Genomic DNA, 20,400 nt, shown 5'->3' with positions numbered 1-20,400 from the left:
CCTCCAGTTACTACGGGGATGTCTCTTGCCTAACACGCGAAAGGCGGACCCGCTTCCCGTGGGGGAAGTGAGGTCCGCCTCGCGAAAGCTTCCGATCAGGCGACCGGAACGATGTTCACGACCTTGCGGCCACGGTGGGTGCCGAACTGCACCGCACCGGCCTGCAGGGCGAACAGCGTGTCGTCGCCGCCACGGCCGACGCCGGCGCCCGGGTGGAAGTGGGTGCCACGCTGGCGGACCAGGATCTCACCCGCGTTGACGGCCTGACCGCCGAAGCGCTTCACACCGAGCCGCTGGGCGTTCGAGTCGCGACCGTTCCGGGTGGACGATGCGCCCTTCTTGTGTGCCATGTCTCCTCAGTCCCTTACTTCGCAGCCGCGGGGATCTCAGTGACCTTGATCGCCGTGTACTGCTGGCGGTGGCCCTGACGACGGCGGTAGCCGGTCTTGTTCTTGTAGCGCAGAATGTCGATCTTCTGGCCCTTGTGGTGGTCCACGACCTCGGCCTGGACCTTGATGCCGGCCAGGACCCACGGGTCGCTGGTCACGGCGTCGCCGTCGACCACGAGCAGGGTCGAGAGCTCGACCGTGTCGCCGACCTTGGCGGTGGAAATCTTGTCAACCTCAACGATGTCGCCGACAGCAACCTTGTGCTGGCGACCACCGCTGCGCACGATGGCGTACACGCGGATCTCACTCTCGCTCGAAGAACGGCACCCCCGCAGGCCAGCCGCCCGGCCAAGAACACGGACGACCTCTCCCGGCCGCCGGAGCACCCGGAAGGAAGAGGTTTACGGGGATGTGGCGGCCCCGATGGACACGCCGACGGTCAAGGTTACGGGGCCCGGCTTGAGGGGTCAAACCGGGCCCCGATCTTCAGCCCGCCCAAGCGGGACCTGTTCCCTTCACTCGAACAAGGGCTCGGGAGCGATGCCGAGGATCAGGCACTCCAGTCCCGCGCGCTGCTCCGCGAAGCGGCTCAGGGTGTCGACGACCTGATAGATCACGCCGTTCTCGTCGATTCCGAGAAAGCCGCCCCTGCCCTCGTCGAACTCGCCGACGGGAAAGATGCTCTCACCGAGCTCCTCGCCCCATTCGGCGAATCTGTCCTCCTCGCCCAGGCACAGCAGGGGGTCCAGCACGAAGGGCTGGCGTGCCATGGAGATGCCCGTGCCCGCATGGGGGAAGGCAAGTCCACCGAACTCCGCCAGGAACCGGCGTGCCGCCTCGCTCATGGTGACCTCGCCGGAGGCTTCCAGCCGCCTCTGCCACTCAGCGGTGTCCACCTGTCTGCCCGGCACCCAGCCGGCCGCTGACAGAGCGTTCTCGATCTCTTCCGTCAGGTTTTCCATCTTCCCAGCCGTCTCTGCTCCCACTTCTGCCGTCATGGTGTGATGAAGTTCATCTCGAAGTGCTCCACCAGGGCGGCACAACTGTTGCACGGCCCGACCGGCATCCCGTGTTTCTCGTGGTTCACGTTGTTGCGAATGGTGACCGCGGCCCCTCTGGCCCCCAGGGGACTCTTCCCCGCGAACAACGCCTGGGAGACACAGACCACAAGCCCGCACTGACCGTGTCCCCGACCTCGCGTGGCGTGCGAAGCCATCTTGGTCAGCACGGCCTGCACCGCGGGATGCACGCGAACCTTCGCGCCGCGAATGCTCGTACTCGCCATCACCGTGCCGTCCGACAGCTGGATGCCTTCCGCGACGGCAGGCCGCTTCTTGCTGTCCTTGATCGTGGAGGCCTCGTCCGCGACGGACTGCACCGCGTCCATCAGCGCGTCCGACTCGTCCTCGCCCTCGTCACAGTTGTGCACGAGGAGCGAGACGCCGCCCGCGTGCACGTAGTACGTGTGGACGTCCGACACCGTCAGGTCGTGCGTGCGCTGACGCTTGTCGAAGGCGTGGACGGCCGTGAGTTCGACAGCCTCGCCGGTCGCCGTGTGCAGGCGCATGCCCGGCGTGAGATCGCCGGCCTCGATCCACTCCTGTTCGGAGTCGGACCAGAAGGGGTGGGTCGTGGTGGAGACGAGCTTCTCGGACCGGCCGGAAGCATCCTTGATCGTCAGATCGACGAAGTGCTTGTCGTCCTCGGTGACGATCGTGCCGACGACCTCGCGGACCGTCGTACCGCCCGCCTTCGGATCGGTGACGGTGATCTTGTCACCGAGCGTCACCTTCTCGATCGGCTTGGTCCTGCCGTCGGCCAGCAGCACCTTCGTGCCCGGCAGGAAGCTGTGCTTGCCGCCGACCAGGCAGGAGCCGCCTTCCTCGTTCTTCTTCCGTTTCTTGAGAGCCTCGGCTGCCTTCTTCCTCGCGTCCTTCAGTTTGTCCCCGGCTCTGGCCAGACCGGCGCTCGCCTTGCCGGCCGCCTTGTTGGCCTTCCACAAGCTCTTGACGCCACCGATCAGGTCCCCGACCAGACCCGTGACCCGCTTGGCGAGGCGGTAGCCCTTGGCCCAGTTCCATGGGGCGCCGTACTTGGCGAGGACCTTGCCCGCCAGCCCGCCCGCGAAGCTGCCGGCGATGTTGAGCAGGGTCTCGCCGCAGGCTCCGACGTCGCCGCTGGAGATGCAGTCCAGAGCCGCGTCGACGCCGAGGATGTCGCGGACGATCTTGACCAGGGCCTTGCCCGCGGACTTGATCCGTTGCTTGGCCGCGGCCTGCTGGCCCTGCGCCTGTGTGACCTTCCAGGACGCCAGGTCGTAGTCGGACTGCGCCTTCTCGACCTTCGTCTTCGGGGTGTACGGCATGCCGCCGCGGCACTCGATCAGGCCCTCCCGGCACTCCGGGATGATCATGCCGCTGGGGTCGGCGTGCGTGACCGGTGAGTTGTTGGCGTACGCGTAGCCGTTGACCTGTTGCGGTTGGGTGTAGTCGATGACCGGGTCGGCGGAGATGAACTTGCCGATCTGGGCGTCGTACTCCCTGGCTCCGAGGTGGGTGAGACCGGTCGAGGCGTCGATGGTGCCACCGACGAAGCCCTTCTCCCCCGGCCAGGTGCCGGTCCTCTCGCCTCGTTCGACGCCGAAGGGGTCGAAACGTCGTTGGGAGATGGCGCCGGTCGCCGCGTCGACGGCCAGTTCGCCCGTCCCGTGGTGGTCCGACGCCACGAAGGAAACCTTGCCCGCCGTTCGGACCGCGACGGTCTGGTCGAGATAGGTGTAGTAGCGGGTCGCCTCCGTCTTCGTACCGTCGGCGGACAGCTTCAGCTCTGTGCCGGGCAGGTAGGCGGTCGTGCCGGAGGGGTCCTTCCGCAGGACCCGGGTGCCGGTCGGATCGTACAGATAGGTGGTCTCCGAGCCGGCGGTGTCCGTGACCTTGTTGAGCTGGCCGGAGTCGTTCCAGTTCAGTGTTTGCGCGTTCCCACCGATGGTGCGCTTGGTGGTGTTGCCCGCGTCGTCGTACTCGTACGTCGACTGCCGGTCACCCGTCGGGGTGTTCTCCACCACCTTGGTGACCTGGTGCGGGCCGTCGCCCAGCGCGCCCGCGCCGCCGTACTCGTAGCTGCGGGTGATGTTCTTCGCCGTGTCGAGCCCGGTGTCGTGGATCGTCTCCGAGACGCGGTTGCCGATGGCGTCGGTCTCGTAGGACTTCCAGTACGGGGCCGGACCGCCCAGCGCGCCGGAACCGGGCGCGGAGTCACAGGCCGCCGGGCCGCTGCCGTCCACCGGAGTGGCGGAGCCCCGGGTGCCCATGCCGGACGCGCTCGCCGCGGTGGCCTGCGGGGTCCAGGCATCGTTCAGCCGCTGCCGGCTGTCGTAGGCGAAGCACTGCAGGTCCGGCGAGGCGGAGTTCGCGGTGTCCGCGATCGACAGGACGTTGCCGGCCTGGTCGTAGGAGTACCGCGAGTCCTTCGCCGGGGCGGTCGCGCCGTAGACGTCGACCATCGAGCGGGTGAGCCGGTCGGTGCCCTTCTCGTAGGTGTAGGTCTGCCAGACCTTCTTGCCGCTGCCGGTGGACAGCTCGAGTTGCTGTAGTTGGCTGGTGCGCGAATAGACGGTGTTGGTGACGTACGGGGTGCTGCCCGTCATCGTCATCGGACGCTGCAGCGAGTCGTAGGTGTAGGTCACCGCCTCGGCAGGCAGGTCGCCCACGGCGGGCAGGCCGCTGCTCTGCACCGATCCGTCCCGGTTGTACGACGTGGTGAAGACGTACGTGCCGGCCAGGTCGCCCTGGGAGGCGGGGATCTGGTAGGCGGTCTTGAGCGGCTGGTAGAAATCGTCCACCGACTGGATCGCCACGGCGAAGTACTCCGTCGGCGAAATGTAACTCAAGTGACCGTATGCCAGGCCGAGCCAGCCGGCCTTGTCGTACCGGTTCTCGGTCAGCTTCGTACCGGTTCCCGCATCGCCCTGCCAGGTGGACAGCACACGGCCGAGACTGTCGTAGACGGTGGAGGTCTTCTTGTTCCGTCCGTCGTAGGAGACCACCGGGCGGTCCAGTTCGTCGTACTCCGTACGCGACGTGCCCGTGTCGGGATCGACCGTCTTGGTCTGACGACCGAGCTGGTCGTACTCGAACCGCCACACATTGCCCTTGGCGTCGGTGACGGTCTCCAGCTTGCCGGCCGCCGTGTACGTGTACTTGGTCGAGTCGTAGGGCACACCCGCACCGGGCGCCGAGCCACGGTAGTGGCGCAGTTCGGATACGTTGCCCTGGCCGTTGTTGACCGTAGTCGTGGGTACTCCGCCGTTGGGCGGATCGACGTGGACCAGCTCACCGTCGTAGCGCGTCGTGGTGCGCCACTGTTCGCTGCCACCGACAGCGAAGATCTGAGCGGTGGGGCGGCCGAGGCCGTCGTACTCCATCAGGCTCTGGGCTCCGACCTGCCCGTTGGTCACGAGAAGCAACTCGTCCGAGGCGGCACCCGCGGCGTTGTAGGTCGAGTTGGTCTTCTTGACGTTGCCCGTACCGTCGTACCACGTGTCGGCGACCATGCGACTGCCGTCAGCGCCCTCCGTCTGGATCTGACGGGATCGCAACAAGCTGTCGTAGAGCTGGTACTCCGCACCGTAGGACCCGTCGTTCTCGATCTTCTCGGTCTTGATCGAGGTGACCTTGTCCTTGCGGACGTTGTACGAGTACTTGATGCTCGGGGTCTGGTTGGACGTCCGGTCCGCCAGCCACACCGAGGTCAGACGGCCGAGCGCGTCGTAGTCGAGGTCGGTGCGCTTGCCGTTGGGGTCGGTCTGGCCCTTGGACATGCCCCAGGCGGGCTCGTAGTCGGTGGTGGTGACGTGACCGGCGGCGTTGGTGACGACTGTCTTCGTCATCAGGCCGTTGGTCTCGGTGTAGACGGTCTTCGTCTCGTTCTGCTTGGCGTCCTTCTGGGACAGCGGACGGCCGAAGGCGTCGTAGGTCGTGGTGCCGGTGACCTGGTAGGTCGCCGTGGTGCCGTTGTGCGACGTCATCCGCTCGGTCTTCGTCGCGTCACCCTTGGTCGGGGCCGCGCCGAAGGCTCCGCCGTCGTAGGAGGTGCGCTCGTCGGCGAGGACCTGCGTCTTGCGGTCGGGGGTGGCGGAACACCTCACCGAGACGGACTCGCTGCGCGCGGGCAGCGACAGGATGTTCTTCGCCGTGTTGTCCGCGTAGGTGGTGCGGGTGCAGGAGTCGTCCTTGGCGGTGGAGACGTCGCCCTGGTCGTCGACCGTCAGCACCCGGCCGGTGCCGTTCGACGTGTCGTACGTGGTGGTGGACGTGGTCTCCTGCCAGGTCCCGTCCGCCTTCAGGTTGAAGCCGCGGCCGGTCCGGGTACGCACGATCACCGCGCGGGTGGTGCCCCAGCTGCGGGTCTGGGTCGCGGAGTAGTGCTTCCAGGGCGTGTTGATGGTCTTGGCGACCAGCTTGGAGCCGTCGTAGGTGGCGACCTCCAGTTCGTGGCCGGTGAACTCCTCCTCGTCCTTGTACGACGCCCCGGTGGAGTCCTTGACCGTCACCGAGCGGACGCCCCCGGCCGGGTCCTTGTCGCCGTCCATGCCCTGCAGGAACGTGTAGTCGACGCGGGTCTTCTGCTCGTCGGCGGTGCCGCTGGTGACCTTGACCTTGCCGTAGCCCTGCCAGCCGCCCCAGGTGAGGTACTTCTCGTCGGTGATGCCGTCCGGCTTGGCCTTACGCCAGGCCGCGTCGCCCTGGTAGTCGTAGCGGGTGACCATGCCGTCGCTGCCGCCGGTGCGGTCGGTCTCGATGACCGCGGAGACGACGTACTTGTGGAACCAGTCGGTGATCGGGTCCAGGTAGCCCGGCGGGGCCCACTTCACCGGGTAGCAGCGCTTGGTCGACTCGCCCGGCTTGGGCAGCGTCGCCTTGGTGCAGTCGGTCGGCGCGTAGTTGACGTCGAGCTGGGCGCCGGTCTCGCTGAGGACCATGGACAGGCGGAAGCGGTGGAACGGTGCGATGTTGTCACCGATCGCGTCGACGCGGTTGGCGAGCTGCTCACCGAAGAGGTCCACGGACGGCAGCTTCACCGCGGTGGTGCCGGCGCGGCCCTCGTGCTCGATCTTCGACAGCCACAGCGTCTTGGAGTCGTCGCCGTTGTCCGTGAACAGGTGCGTCAGGATCCAGGCGTCCACGTCCTGGTAGGACGTGGCGTCCTTGCGCATCTGTGTGACGACCGAGGTCAGCCGCTTGGTGGTGAAGAACGTCTGCACCGGGGAGGTGCACTTCGTGCTCGCCTTGCACTCCTGGTCGACCGGGACGTCCGGCCAGTGGGCGGCGTTGGCCTTGGTCCGCTTGCTCTCCGCGCAGTCGAAGGCGTCGGTGCGCAGGCAGCGCTCGGCGGTGTTGAACACGATCCGGGCCGGGGCCTTCGCCGCGTAGACCTGGCCGTCGCGCTGGCCGTAGTCGATGCGCTCGAGCCAGCCGCCGCGGTGGTACGCCGTGCCGTTGACGTCCGTCTTGCCGTTCAGCGCGTAGTGGTTGGTCTCGCGCTCGTAGTAGTAGGACATCACGTTGCCGTGGGTGTCCTTGACGTAGTCCAGGCTCCAGCGCCAGGCCTGCTCGCAGTGGGCGGAGGAGAAGGTGGCGTTGTAGCAGGGCTCGCCGGAGTCGTCGCCGAAGACGGGGGTCGTCCAGACCGACTCGGTCTCCTCGTTGCCCGTGGCCCAGCCCGGCAGGCGGTTCAGGCCGAAGTAGTACTCGGTGCCGTCCGAGGTGGTGATCCGCCAGTGCTCGCCCTTGTCGCCGCTGCCGCCTTCGTCGCCGTTGGTGGCGCCGGTCAGCCGCTCGACCTTGGAGCCGTCGTCGGACGACATGTGCCACTTGCCGGTGGTGTCGTCCTTGACCAGCTCACCGGCGGTGCCGTTGAGCATGACCGTGGCGTTCTCGAACGCCCAGCACTGCTCGCCGGAGTTGTCGTGGCCGTCCTCGGAGCAGGGCTTGTAGCGGCGCTCGATGTAGCCGGGGTCGTAGGAGAAGCCCTCGCCGATCCAGGAGCCCTGGTTGTTGGTTGCCGCCGTGCGGCCGTCGGCCGACTGGGAGGAGTAGCCGAGGCCGACGGTCGGGGTGAGGCCGCCCGGGGTCGGAACGGAGCGGAAGGGGTAGTTCCAGTTGAACGCGCCGGAGGAGGTGGCGACGCTCCAGCTCGCGGACGGCGCCAGTGCCGTCGCCTTGTAGGTGCCCTGCGCGCCCGACGGTCCGGCCGCCACCGCGACCAGGGAGGTCGCGTCCGCCGCCATGGTGGAGGTGCCCTCGGCGGGGGCCGGGGCGGCCGTGACGTCGGCGGAGACCGTGCCCTTGCGCACGTCGTTCACCGTGGGCAGCACCTTGGGCTGCTCGGGGCAGGCCTTGCTGCCGGGCACGGCGACGGTGGCGCAGGCGGGGAGCTGGACCAACTGGAGACGGGAGGCGTAGGAGCCGCCGAAGCCCTCGGCGAACTCCGAGTAGTCCACGGTCAGGCGGACCTTCGCGGCCGCCTCGCCCTCGCCGTCGGCGCGTTCGACGCCCAGCAGGACGCCCGCGCCGAGCCTCGCGGCACGCGCGGGGTCGAGGACGTCCACGCGGACCTTGTCGGCGGACCGCGCGGACTGCGCGGCCTTCGCCTTGCTCTTGGCCACGGACGTCGCCGCGCCGACCTTGACCGGCAGTCCGCCGACCTCGGTCGGGCCGGACGCGCCGACGGTCACCTCGGCGCCGCCCTGCCGGGGCCACGCCGCCTTGTCGAGCCCCTTGACCGCGGCCTCGCGGGCCGGGTCGGAGGGGCGGGGCTTCGCTTTCGCCGAGGTTCCCTTGGCGGGATCCCCGTCGTCCTGGACCCCGGGGCGGCTGGTGCGGCCCCGGTTCCCGTCGTCGAGCACCACTGCCTCGACCGACGACGCGGACAGCGCGAGCGAGAGCCCGAGCACTGTCGCGACGACCGTCGGTCTGGGCATGCGGCGGCTCAGTGAGCGGCCACGGAAAAACATCCGTCAACTTCCTGATCGTAGGGGGTGGGAGAAGAGGAGGGAGGAGGGCAGGCAGGACAGGTGTGCCGGGCCCTTTCCCGGACCCGGCACACCTCATCTGTGACGGTGGGTCACATGTCGGGGAGGGCCGTCAGCGCGGCCATCTGCTGCACCGCGACCTGGTCGGCCGCGCCGCTGTACACCCGCACCTCGTCGATCGCGCCGGCGAAGTACTCGCTCTCCCCGCGCAGCGAACGGCCCACCTGCAGACCGCCGGTGGCGGACCACAGGGTGGCGTCCTCACCGTGGGCGCCGGCGACGAGCTGGCCGTCGACGTACAGCCGGATCGAGTTGGCGAAGGCGTCGTAGACGACCGCCAGGTGCTGACCGGAACCGCCGGTGTCGGGCAGCGCCTGGTCGTCGGTGAAGGTGACGACCTCGGGCGCGGCCACGTCGGTCCTGGCGACGGCCAGCTCCCACTGCTGCGTCGCGGCCTGGTAGCGGACCTGGACGCGGTTGGCGTTGGCGCCCGGCAGGGACAGCACCGTCTGCGACTTCTCCGGGTCCAGCGAGGTGAGCTGGGCGCGGGCGGTCACGGTGAAGCTGCTGTTGCCGGTGACCGGGGCGGTGGCGGTGGACGCGTAGTCGCCGTCGCCGTCCAGGACCAGGTTGCCGTCGCCGACCAGGGCCGCGATGTCGAACAGCGGGTCGGCCGGGCGGTAGACGGAGGCGTTGCCGGCGAGGGTCAGCGCCTGGCCGCCGCCGGTCTCCGCCGACGATCCGCTCGCGGCCTCGTCGAGCTGCCAGTAGCCCTTGCGCTCGGGCTTGACGGTCATCAGCTCGGCGACCTGGGTGGCCGGCAGGACGCGGTCGAAGACGCGGACCTCGGCGAGGTCACCGGTGAAGTTGTCCTGGTATCCGCTCTTGGCCGTGGACCGGCCGATCTGCAGCGGTCCGTACGACTTCCAGGTGGAGCGGCGCTGCGCGGCCCACTTCGACTCCTTGTTGATGTAGAGCCTCAGCTCCGGGCCGCCGGACTTCTGGGCGTCGTACACGCCGGTCAGCAGCACCCACTGGTCCTTGACCACCGAGGTGCCGGTGGCGATGGCCTTCCACTCGCCCAGCGAGTCCACGTCGTTGACCGGGACGGAGAACTTCCAGGCCTGCGCGGTGGCGTCGTAGCCGAGGGTGAAGCCGGGTTCACCGGTGCCGTCCTGGCTGACGACCGCCATGTCCCTGTCGAGCGCGGTGGGCCGTACCCAGGCGCTGACGCTGAAGCTCTTGGCGGTGTCCAGCACGGTCTCGCTGACATCGAGGTACGCCTCGGCGCTGCCGTCGAAGTGGGCGGCCTGGTCCGCCTTGCCGCCGGGGCCGGTCGCGCCGAAGCCGACGGCGGTGCCGGCGGTCGCCGAGAACTCGCCGCTCTCGTCGTGGGCCTCGGTGCCGTCGGCCGGGTCGGCGAGGTTCCACTGGGCGACGACCGGGGTGCCCTCGCTCACCAGGAAGTCGTACAGGGTGCTGCTGGCGTGACCCGCCTTGTCGACGGCGATCACCTCCAGCACCTGGCGTCCGGAGCGGGTCGGCATCCACTGCGTCGAGACCGAGCCGCCGGCCTTGGCCGGGGTCAGCGGGGTGAGCGCGGCGCCGTTGAAGGAGTACTGGTACTTGACGACGTCGGTGTCCGGGATGGCGTCGTTCGGGTTGGGCGAGAAGGAGAAGGTGCCGTAGGTGCCGACGCCGTCGTGGTAGACGGTGTCGGACGGGTACTCCTTGGACAGCACCAGCGGCTTGCCCGGCCAGGTCTTGTCGTAGACGAACTCGCAGCGCTGTGCGGTGTCGCCGTCCCAGCTCCAGGGACCGTAGCCGTCGCCGTCGGTCGCCCGTGCGCTCCAGTAGATGACGGTGTTCTGCGGGATCGTCGACTTGACGGTGTGCTCGAACTTGGTGGCGGTGGTCGGCGAGAGCCAGTCACGGCTCAGGTACGTGTAGGACTTCGCCTCCTTCGTGGTGGGGTCGGTCCACTCCACCTTGAACTCGACCTTCACCTTGTCGGTCTTGCCGTTGCCGTGGTCCGGGTCGCTCGCGATGGCCTTCAGCGTCGGCGGCTTGTCGGTGGTCGCGCGGCCCGCGCCCCACTTGCACAGACCGCCCGGGTCCGTGGACATGTCCGCGGTCCTGATCTGCCGGGGCAGGTTGTTGTACTTGATCGACAGGTAGGCGTTGCCGCAGATCCGCTTCCACTCGGCGAAGCGGGACTCGTCGGCCGCGCGCAGGCCCAGCGTCATCGAGCTCCAGCCGTCCGCGGCGGCCGTCTTGACCTCGCTGGTCAGCTCACCGCTCGCGCCGCCCTCGAAGTGCAGGTTGGCCTGGCTGGAGCAGGAGGTCGGGGAGATCGCCTTGTCGACGGTCCCGATGTGGTCGTCCCAGTCGTCCGAGGTGTTGGACCAGTTGCTGGACGAGTTGATCGAGTAGTTCTTGCCGCCGACGCGGTAGAGCCGGATGGGCTCCGCGGTCGGTGTCGCGCTGTAGATGTGCTCCACCCGGGCGGAGAAGGTGGCGCCCAGGATCTGCTTCCCCTTGTAGAAGGAGAGCGGCATGGTGAACAGCACGCGGCGGGAGCCGACACCGTTGCAGGAGACGGGGTTGTAGTCGGTGGGGCACTTGCCGACGCCGGCGCTGCCGGAGTACTTCCAGTCCTGCTCCGAGGGAATGCCGGACATGATGCCGGTCCAGGCGGTCCGTGAAGTGGTCCGCTCGATGGGGTCGATGACGACGGGGAAGACGGTGTCCTCGTCCGTGAGCAGCTTCCGGTCGGGGATGAGGCTGAGCCTGCCCTTGCCCACCTCGACGTCCAGCGGGGTGACGCGGCCACCGCCGCCAGGTCCCTCGAGGGCGGGCTCGGGCGCGGCCTGCGGGCCGGCGGTGGTCGCCGTGGTGTCGGTGGCCTCCGGGGCGCCGGCCGCCGCGGCCTTCAGCGCCTTCGCGACGGCCTTCGGACCCTGCTTCGCCACTGCCGTCTCCCGGACGGCGGCCGAGTCCCACATGGCCGGCCTGCCGGCCTGGAAGACGGTGCCGCCGACGACGGCGTCCTCCGCGACGATCGCCCCGGTGGCGTCCTCCGAGACCTTCAGACCGTCGGTCGTCATGCCCAGGTCGAGGCGGGCGAGGCGCGGATCGGCCGCCGCCTCGGGCGTCTTGACGACGAGCAGATGACCGAAGCCGTCGGTCTCGGCCCGCACGGCCAGGTCCACGCCGGGCAGGACCTCGGCGTAGGTGGCGGTGTCGCCGTCGACGGTCGGCGCGGGCAGTTTGCCGTACGGCCAGGACAGGGCGAACTCGCGGCCCGCCCGGTTCATCGTCACGAACGGCTTGCCCGCCTGTCCGGCGGAGAAGGAAAGGTCGACGGTGGCGGCCTTCGGGCCCCAGCTGCCGTCGGCCCGCTTCACGAGCGTCGCGTCGACCTTGACCCACTCACCGTTCCGCACGGTGCGGACGGGTTCGGTGTACTCGCGGGCGGTGAAGCTGCCGTCGGGCTCGGCGAAGATCTCCCGGCGCTCGGAGCGCAGTCCGACGACCTCGGTCTGCTTGCCGCTCTTCCGTGCCTCGGCGAGGGCCTGCTGCTCGGTCACCATCGGCTGGTCGGCCGCGACCGGTACCTGACGCTCCGGGCCGCCGCCGCCCGGAAGGGCGACGACTCCCGCCACCACCGCGCCGGCGACGGCGGCCGCCACGGCGGCACGCGACGCGACGACGCGCCGCATCGGTCTGTGTCTGTCTGCGGACACGCGTCCACTCTCCAGTCGGTTCATGTCTGTCCCACCCGTGCGGCCGCCGGCCGCGTCGCTTCCTCGGAATGCCGTCATCGGACCGTCGCTCCGAAGGCGGTGCCGGTCGCCGGGAGCCCGCCCTCGCCGGGCTTGATCGTCACGGTCGGGGCTTCGCCGGAGGCCACGTTCCAGGGGAAGCCGTGGACCGCCCGGCCCTCGGTCGGGCCGTAGGGCATTCCGACGTAGAGCAGCGAGGGGGTCGCGGCGAGGGAGAGGCCGGCGAGCTGGCGCGGGGCGGGGATGCCCGGGATGCCGTAGCCGGGGTCGATCCACCCGTCGGAGGCGCCGGGCGCACCGACCAGCGGGACGATCTGGACGCCGCCCTTGTCCCGGTGCTCCTCGGACGACTCCTCGCCGGGCACACCGATGGCCAGCCGGGTGTTCGCGGCGGTGGACGTGGCGTTCGGAGCGGTGTTGACGGCGGCGAGCCGCTGGCCGAAGAAGTCACCGGCCTCGGTCTCCTCGGCCATGTCCGTGGCGTTCTGGTCGATCCAGGTGGTCTCGGTGAAGGTGCCGTTCGCCGCGATCCGGAAGACCTGGACCGCGCCCGCGTCGACCGTCGTCGCCAGGTCCTCGCCCGGGATGCCGACCGCGAGCAGCGACTCGGTGGTGGAGGTGGCGCCGGAGGCCCGGTACGGGACCATGGCGACCGCGGCGCCGAACTGGTCGCCGACCTCCTCCGCTCCGAGGACGGTGTCCTGGTCCTGAGCGATTCCGGTGAGCGGCTTGGGGTGGCCGGAGCTGAGCGTGTGGCTGAACGTGGTCACGGCTCCGGCGAAGGTGGTGGTGCCGAGCGCCTCGCCGGGCGCGCCGACCGCGATGTGGGTCGGGCTTGCGGAGAGGGTCGAGCCGAAGCGGTCGTCCGGCTCGGCGACGCCGGGCACCGCGCCCCCGGTCTCGGTCTCCTGGTTGACGCCGACCACCGTCTGCGCCGTGCCGTGGATGTAGCAGAAGCCACCGGCGTCCTCCTGGGTGCCGATCGACTCACCGGGGATGCCGATCAGGAGGTACGGCGTGCCGCTCGAGGTCTTGCCGGCGGCGACCGCGTAGCCGACCCAGTCGCCCGCCTCCGCGGCGCCCCCCAGCGCCTTGTCGGCGCCCTGGTAGAACTCCTTGACGGACTTGCCACCCGCGTTGAGCCCGCTGGTGGATCCGTAGACCAGGTGAACGAAGCCGGAGTCGGCCGCGGTGCCGATGTCCTCGTACGGCGCGCCGATCACCAGGTCGCTGCAGCCGTCGAGGTCGGCATCGTAGACGGCCAACGCGTAGCCGTACTGGTCACCCGTCTCGGGCGCTCCCGGAACGTTGTCCGGCTCCTGGGAGATGGTCAGCGTGCCCTTGCCCCCGCCGTAGACGACGTGGACCTCACCCGCCTTCCGCATGCCGGCCACCGTCGCCTCCGGGTCGGCGATCGCCGTGTCCCTGATGCCGTCGCCGTTGAAGTCCGAGTCCACGCCGGAGGGACATGCGACGGCGGCCGCGGCGGGCGTACCGCCGGTTCCCAGCCCGAACGTCAGCAGCGCTCCCACGAAGACGGCGACAGACCCGCGCCGCCACATTTTCCTCACCCTTGACACAGGCGCCCCGTAAATAAGGAGGAATTAAAAAGTCGAAAGATCATTGCTTCGCGTCAAGCCGGTCTGCAATACCCGTTCACCTCTCGGTGACCATGACATAAATCACAGGAAGCACACAGGTCGTCCATTGGTCGGGCATATAACGGCACCGCTCCCTCTCATTCCTCCGCGTGCACCCTCGAAGCAAATCCGGCGAAGAGTCACCAGGGCGGCAATCCCTCCCCCACGGCAGTCCGGACAGTCCCGCCGACCGCCACCCCCTTGCCCCGGTATGCTCCAATTGCCTTCACCACTGCTTCACTTGGGCTCCGCTTCCCGTTGGCTCGGCCTGCTCGCGCATCTGCGTCGCCACGTCGCCACCACGGCCGAACCGACGACCGTTTCGAGGCGTGAGAGAAGGAATGACCGAGAAGTGTCGTGCGAATGCACGATCGTCTTGATAAAGAGATCGGCCCGAATCATGGGCCGTTTCACCACCAAGTGCGAAAATTTTCACCATGCGGGACATCCGGGCAAGGAACGTCCCACGGAGGAATTGCCGGACCGACCACCGCACACAGTGCTTTTGAGTCTCGGGGTGAGCGGACGGCACCGGGTCCACCACCGGGGGCGTCTTCCGTCGCCGTGCGGGCACCGGCCCCGGCCCCGGCCCCCTGCCACGTATGCTCACCGGGCGTAGCCGCCACCCCGGAAGTGAGAAGACGAAGTGAACTACAGGGTTCAGCCGAGCGCCCAGGTCGACGAGAGCGCCGAGATAGGCGCCGGGAGCAGCGTCTGGGACCTCGCTCAGATCCGCGAGGGGGCCAGGCTCGGCGAGGGCTGTGTGATCGGCCGCGGCGCGTACGTCGGTTTGGGCGTGCGCATGGGCGACAACTGCAAGCTGCAGAACTACGCGCTCGTGTACGAGCCGGCCGAGCTCGGCGACGGTGTCTTCATCGGCCCCGCCGTGGTCCTCACCAATGACCACAACCCGCGCTCCGTGGACCCCGAGGGCAAGCAGAAGCGGGGCGGCGACTGGGAGGCCGTCGGTGTGAAGATCGCCGACGGGGCGTCGATCGGGGCGCGCGCCGTGTGTGTCGCACCGATCACCATCGGACGCTGGGCCATGGTCGCCGCGGGCGCCGTCGTCACCAAGGATGTCCCCGACTTCGCCCTCGTGGTGGGCGTCCCCGCCCGGCAGATCGGATGGGTCGGTCGCGCCGGCGTCCGTCTGGTCGAGCGGGACGGGACAAGCGGTGTGTGGGAGTGCCCCCGGACCGGCTCGCTCTACTACGAGAAGAGCGGGCGGCTGGTGGAGCAGGACGCCTGACCGCTCCCGGCACACCCGTCCCATGAGGAACATCGGAGTGATGTGGACATAGCCCGTCCAGCCGGCGGAGCCGGCCGGCACAGACGCTTGCCCTCGTTGACCGGGCTGCGCTTCTGGGCCGCCCTGACAGTCGTCCTCTACCATCTCTCACGCCAAGCAGGGCCTCTGCCCGTCGTGAGCGACCTGACCTGGTACGGACGCAGCGGGGTCACGTTCTTCTTCGTACTGTCCGGTTTCGTCCTGGCCTGGACCTACGAGGGCATCCGCGTGCCGGCCAAGGTGTTCCTGTGGCGTCGCTTCGCCCGGATCTGGCCGATGCTCGCCGTGTCCGTGGCCGCCTCCGTCGCCGTCTGGTACGCCGTGGGAACGCCGGTCTCCCTCAAGGGCGTCGCGGCGACCCTGCTCATGCTCAACGCCTGGGTGCCGGACCGTCAGATCCTGTCCGGAGGGAACCCTGCGGCCTGGTCGCTGTCCGACGAGGCCTGGTTCTACGCCGTCTTCCCGCTGCTGCTGACGCTGCCCTTCCTGCGGACCGCGCGACGACGGGCCGGGACGGCGATCGTGGTCTGTGTCGCCTCGGCCGGCGTATGGCTGGCCGGTTCGGTGATGACCGACTCCCTGGTGCGGCAGTGGGCGCTGGACTACTTCCCGCCGACCCGCACGCTTCAGTTCGTCCTCGGAGTCGCCGCCGGGATCGCCGTCAAGCGCGGATGGCGGCCGCCGGTCCCCCTGTCCGGCGCCGTAGTCCTTGTGCTGGCCTGGCAGGCCGTACTGGTCCCGTGGTCGCATGCCGTCCCCGACTCCCTCTGGTACAGCCCCTACAGCGCCTCGCAGTTGCTCTCGGCCCCGCTGTTCGCCGCCCTGGTCGCGGCAGCCGCTCACAGCGACCTCGGACAACGCAGAACCGGCCTCGCCGCTCCGTGGATGATCCGGCTCGGCAACTGGTCGTTCGCCTGGTATCTGCTCCACGAGATCGTGCTGCGTCTCCTGCTGGACATGACCGGCAGTCCGCAGACCACGGCCGGTCTGGCGGCCTTCTGGGCCGCCGTGCTGGCGGTGAGCCTGGCCCTCTCCGGCGTTGCCTACCATTACGTCGAACATCCGTTGGAGCGCCTGCTGCGACGGGTCGGCCCCCAGACGCCCAAGCAACGTCACAGCCCGGCCGAGTCCGTGACGTCGACCTGACGAGGCGTCCGCCCGAGCCGTCTCCGCCTGTCGAACCGACCAAGATTGAAGAGTGCCCCATGAAAGTCATCAGCATCGTCGGTGCCCGCCCGCAACTGGTGAAGCTCGCGCCCATCGCGGCCGCTTTCGCCCAGACGGAACACGAGCACGTCATCGTCCACACCGGCCAGCACTACGACGCCGACCTGTCGGACGTCTTCTTCTCCGGGCTGGGTATTCCCGACCCGGATGTGCACCTCGGGGTGGGCTCGGGCAGTCATGGCGTGCAGACGGGTGCCGTGCTCTCCGCGCTCGATCCGGTCCTCGCCGAGCATCAGCCGGACTGGGTGCTGGTCTACGGGGACACGAACTCCACGATCGCCGGCGCCCTGTCAGCGGTGAAACAGCACCTGCCGGTGGCTCACCTGGAGGCGGGCCTGCGGTCGTTCAACCGCCGGATGCCCGAGGAGCACAACCGGGTCCTCACCGACCACTGCGCCGATCTGCTGCTGGCCCCCACCGAGGAAGCCATGCGCCACCTGGCCAACGAGGGTCTGGGGCACCGCGCCCGTCTGGCCGGGGATGTGATGGTGGACATCTGTCTGCGCATCCGGGACGCCGTCCTCGCGGGCGAACACCCGGCTCCGGCTCTGCCGGAGGGCATCGACCCGAAGCAGCCGTTCCTGCTGGCGACACTGCACCGGCCGGACAACACGGACGACGCCGCCCGGCTGAGCGCCATCGTCGAGTCGCTGGCGCGGCTCCCGCTGCCCGTGGCGCTGCTGGCGCACCCGCGTCTGGTCGCGCGGGCCGAGCAGCACGGCATCCGGCTGGACCAGGGCTCGGTGCGGGTGGGCCGGCCGCTTCCGTACGCCGGTCTGGTGGCCGCGGTACTGGCCTCCGCAGGCGTGGTGACCGACTCCGGCGGGCTGCAGAAGGAGGCTTACCTGCTGGACCGCGTATGCACCACCATCCGTCCCGAGACGGAGTGGGTGGAGACCCTGGACGACGACTGGAATCGCCTCGTGCCCGACCCGCACGACCTGGCTCCGGCCGACTGGTCCGCGCTGGCGACCCGCCCGGCGCCGACCACGCCGCACGGCGAACCCTACGGCGACGGGACCGCCGCCCAGCGGGTGGTCAAGCTGATGGAAGAGGCCGCCTCTCAGCAGCACCACCCGTAACACCACTCGGGCAGAACAAGAAGGGCTTCCCGCGTCATGACGCGGGAAGCCCTTCTTCATGTCCGGGTCCACATGGGACCGCGATCATCAGCCGAGATGCTTGAGCAGCCTCTCGTACAGCGCGACGTACTTCTCCGCCTGCGCCTCCCAGCTCCACTCGTCCAGCACACCGGGACGGTCGTACACCGCGGTGTAGCGCGCACGGTCGCTCAGGACGACACCGATCGCGCGGGCCAGGTCCTTGCCGTCCTCGGAGCGGAAGACCTCGCCGTTCCCGACCCGGGTGATCTCTTCGGACATGGCCTTCACATCGCTGACGACCACCGGCAGCCGAGCGTGCATGAACTCGAAGAACTTCGTGCTCAGCGCGACCTCGTGGTTGATCGGTCCCTTGATCAGCGGATGGATGCCCACGTCGGCGGTGGAGAGGAAGCCGACGAGCACGTCGTAGGGCACGTACGGCATGAAGTGCACACGGTCCGCCGCGCCCAGCCGCTCCGCCAGTTCCTTCAGCGAACTCACATACGGGCCGTCCAGGTTGTTGACCACGAAAGCCGCGTGGACGCCCTCGGCGAACTCCAAGGACTCCACGATGGTGTGCAGACAGCGTTGCGGGGCCGCGCCACCGCAATACACGACCAGAGGGGTGTCGGGGCCCAGACCGCATGCCTCACGCACGTCGCGAGCGCCCGACTCGGTCCGCCAGTCCGTGCGCTGCGAACCCGGCTCGGGCTTGGGCGGGGCGTTGAGTGTGATGATCGGGGGCTCGGTCAGGCCGTGCTCCCTGACCAACAGGTCGGCCAGCGCGGGGGACACCGTGGCCACGGCGTCGGCGAAACCGATGTGTTCACGCTCGTACGCCACCTGGGAGGTCAACCACTTGGCGCGGCGGCCGCTCAGGCCCGGCACGTACTCGTGAGCGTCGTAGACCATCCGCACGTCGCGTCCCGCCTCACGGGCACGCACCACGGCGCGAGCCGCCACACCGACCATCCGGAAGTCGTGTGCGTGGATGAGGTCCGGCTCGAGTTCATCGATCTTCTTGCGGTAGCTGAGGTCGTAACGCAGAGGCATGGGATCGAGATGGCGCCAGGCACGGTCACCGACGGCGAACGTCCAGAAGCGGGCCTCGACACTCTCGGGCAGGCCGTCCTTCTCCGCCCAGGCCGCTGCGGCCGCCTTCGTCTGCCTGACCCGGATGCCGATGGCCGCACGGCGCGCCTTGCCCGTCGCACGGCGAGCGATGAGAGGGACCCCCGGGGTACGCGGCTCGCGCGTCACAAGACCGGAGCGTTCCTGCTGCCCAGACCGCAGATACGCCAGTTCGGCCCAGTTCATCTTGATCTGACGCGACTTGAGCATGGCCTGATCCTGGGATTCGTAGGCCAGCGGGTAACGCACCTTCGTCAAGCGTCGACGCAGGGACTTCCGGCCGGGAAGTCGCAGCAGGGGCAGTCGGTGGACATGCGCGTCTCCCAGCATGTACTCGTCCTCGCCGGTGCGGGGAGCACGTCCTATGAGGTGTACCTCCCACCCTGCGTCGGCCATGGAACGAGCACTCTTCTGGACCCGCGAATCACCGTCGATCGTATTGTCGACGAGCATGACCACACGCCCTGGGCGCCGCTTCTGCATATTTCCTTCTTCCGTAACCACGCTGCTTGTCAGCCGCCGATGACGACCCGCCGGACGCCCTTCCAGGCCTCCGGGTCGGTCGTGCGGCGTCCGTCGACCAGGACCGTGACGTCCGGCAGGTCGGCGGGGGTGAGCTCGCGGTACTCGGCGTGGTCGGCCTGGAGGATCGCGGCTGTGACCTTCTCACCGGCGTGCGGGGTGAGGCCGTGCGCCGCCAGCTCCTCGGCGGTGTACATCGGGTCGGAGACGTACGGCACGGCGCCGCGCGCCTTGAGCGCCTCGACGGTCGGGAAGACGCCGGAGAACGCGGTCTCCTTGACGCCACCGCGGTAGGCAGCGCCCAGCACGAGCACGTTGACGCCGGTCAGGTCGCCGTAGGCGGCGGCGAGCAGGTCGACGGCGTACTCGGGCATCGCGGCGTTCGCCTCGCGGGCGGAGCGCACCACGGTCGCGGCCGGGTCGTTCCACAGGTACATCCGCGGGTAGATCGGGATGCAGTGGCCGCCCACCGCGATGCCCGGCTGGTGGATGTGGCTGTAGGGCTGCGAGTTGCAGGCCTCGATGACCTTCTTGACGTCGATGCCGTTGCTGTCGGCGAACCGCGCGAACTGGTTGGCCAGGCCGATGTTGACGTCGCGGTAGGTGGTCTCGGCGAGCTTGGCGAGCTCGGACGCCTCCGCCGTGACCAGGTCCCAGACCCCGTTGGGGCGGGGCAGGTCGTCGCGGGCGTCGAAGTCCAGGACCGCCTCGTAGAACGCGACACCGCGCGCCGTCGACGCCTCGTCGATGCCGCCGACCAGCTTCGGGTAGCGGCGCAGGTCGGCGAAGACCCGTCCGGTGAGCACGCGCTCGGGTGAGAAGACCAGGTGGAAGTCCTCGCCCGCGGTCAGGCCCGAGCCCTCGGCGAGCATCGGCGCCCAGCGGGTGCGGGTGGTGCCGACCGGCAGGGTGGTCTCGTAGGAGACGAGGGTGCCGGGCTTGAGGCCCTGCGCGATCGCCTTCGTGGCGGAGTCCATCCAGCCGAAGTCCGGTACGCCCTCGGCGTCGACGAACAGCGGGACGACCACGACGACCGCCTCGGACTCGGCCACCGCGGCGGCCGTGTCCGTCGTCGCGCTCAGCAGGCCGGCGTCGACGGCCTGCTTCAGCTTCACGTCCAGGTCGTGCTCACCGGGAAAGGGCTCGACACCGGCGTTGACCAGCTCGACGACCTTCTCGTTGACGTCCGCGCCGATGACCCGGTGGCCCTTGGAAGCGAACTGCACGGCGAGCGGAAGCCCGATCTTGCCGAGCGCTACTACACAGATGTTCATGATCGGTCG

The 20,400-nt window shown here is 69.1% G+C and carries 12 protein-coding genes; 3 read left to right on the top strand and 9 right to left on the bottom strand.

The window, feature by feature from the left end:
* Positions 1 to 95: 95 nt before the first annotated feature.
* The 7 genes from rpmA to KUM38_RS03830 form a co-directional block, all read right to left on the bottom strand.
* Positions 96 to 350, bottom strand: a complete 255-nt coding sequence (gene rpmA / locus KUM38_RS03860) for a 50S ribosomal protein L27 (RefSeq protein WP_003976205.1) — start codon at positions 348 to 350, stop codon at positions 96 to 98.
* A 14-nt stretch (positions 351 to 364) separates the two neighbouring features.
* Positions 365 to 685: a 50S ribosomal protein L21 gene (gene rplU / locus KUM38_RS03855; RefSeq protein WP_004931419.1), complete on the bottom strand. Its 321-nt coding sequence runs from the start codon at positions 683 to 685 to the stop codon at positions 365 to 367.
* A 219-nt stretch (positions 686 to 904) separates the two neighbouring features.
* Complete coding sequence (locus tag KUM38_RS03850; RefSeq protein ID WP_217127819.1) at positions 905 to 1,387, bottom strand: SUKH-3 domain-containing protein; 483 nt, start codon at positions 1,385 to 1,387, stop codon at positions 905 to 907.
* Positions 1,384 to 8,370, bottom strand: coding sequence for a polymorphic toxin-type HINT domain-containing protein (locus KUM38_RS03845; protein ID WP_217127818.1), 6,987 nt, complete (start codon positions 8,368 to 8,370; stop codon positions 1,384 to 1,386). Before KUM38_RS03845 ends, KUM38_RS03850 begins: the two co-directional genes overlap by 4 nt.
* Before the next feature lie 143 nt (positions 8,371 to 8,513).
* The gene (locus KUM38_RS43220; RefSeq protein ID WP_217127817.1) at positions 8,514 to 12,167 is read right to left on the bottom strand and encodes a LamG domain-containing protein; all 3,654 of its coding nucleotides are present in this window, start codon (positions 12,165 to 12,167) and stop codon (positions 8,514 to 8,516) included.
* A 74-nt stretch (positions 12,168 to 12,241) separates the two neighbouring features.
* Entirely contained in the window at positions 12,242 to 13,768 is a 1,527-nt protein-coding gene (locus KUM38_RS03835) for a VCBS repeat-containing protein (protein ID WP_254396583.1), read from the bottom strand.
* Positions 13,769 to 14,072: 304 nt separating this feature from the next.
* On the bottom strand, positions 14,073 to 14,294 hold the full coding sequence (locus tag KUM38_RS03830) for a hypothetical protein (RefSeq protein ID WP_217127816.1): 222 nt from the start codon (positions 14,292 to 14,294) through the stop codon (positions 14,073 to 14,075).
* A gap of 198 nt (positions 14,295 to 14,492) precedes the next feature.
* Between KUM38_RS03830 and KUM38_RS03825 the strand changes: the two genes are divergently transcribed.
* Genes KUM38_RS03825 through wecB form a run of 3 tightly spaced genes read left to right on the top strand, consistent with a single transcriptional unit; the run spans position 14,493 to position 17,443 of the window.
* A complete protein-coding gene (locus KUM38_RS03825) occupies positions 14,493 to 15,095 on the top strand; it encodes an acyltransferase (protein WP_217127815.1) in 603 nt (200 codons plus the stop codon).
* Positions 15,096 to 15,137: 42 nt separating this feature from the next.
* Positions 15,138 to 16,280 (top strand): acyltransferase, encoded by a 1,143-nt coding sequence (locus KUM38_RS03820; RefSeq protein WP_308408895.1) that lies wholly within the window; start codon positions 15,138 to 15,140, stop codon positions 16,278 to 16,280.
* 59 nt (positions 16,281 to 16,339) lie between these two features.
* Positions 16,340 to 17,443, top strand: coding sequence for a non-hydrolyzing UDP-N-acetylglucosamine 2-epimerase (gene wecB, locus KUM38_RS03815; RefSeq protein WP_217127814.1), 1,104 nt, complete (start codon positions 16,340 to 16,342; stop codon positions 17,441 to 17,443).
* A gap of 87 nt (positions 17,444 to 17,530) precedes the next feature.
* Here wecB and KUM38_RS03810 read toward each other — a convergent pair whose 3' ends face one another.
* Together KUM38_RS03810 and KUM38_RS03805 are read right to left on the bottom strand one after the other, a co-directional pair.
* Positions 17,531 to 18,805, bottom strand: a complete 1,275-nt coding sequence (locus KUM38_RS03810; RefSeq protein WP_217127813.1) for a glycosyltransferase family 4 protein — start codon at positions 18,803 to 18,805, stop codon at positions 17,531 to 17,533.
* Positions 18,806 to 19,107: 302 nt separating this feature from the next.
* Positions 19,108 to 20,391, bottom strand: a complete 1,284-nt coding sequence (locus tag KUM38_RS03805; RefSeq protein ID WP_217127812.1) for a nucleotide sugar dehydrogenase — start codon at positions 20,389 to 20,391, stop codon at positions 19,108 to 19,110.
* Positions 20,392 to 20,400 lie beyond the last annotated feature (9 nt).

The sequence above is a fragment of the Streptomyces sp. AC558_RSS880 genome, assembly GCF_019049255.1.
In the GTDB taxonomy this organism is placed as follows: Bacteria; Actinomycetota; Actinomycetes; order Streptomycetales; family Streptomycetaceae; genus Streptomyces.
The sequence above is the reverse complement of the archived record's forward strand: the minus strand, read 5'-3'. Positions and strand labels throughout refer to the sequence as shown.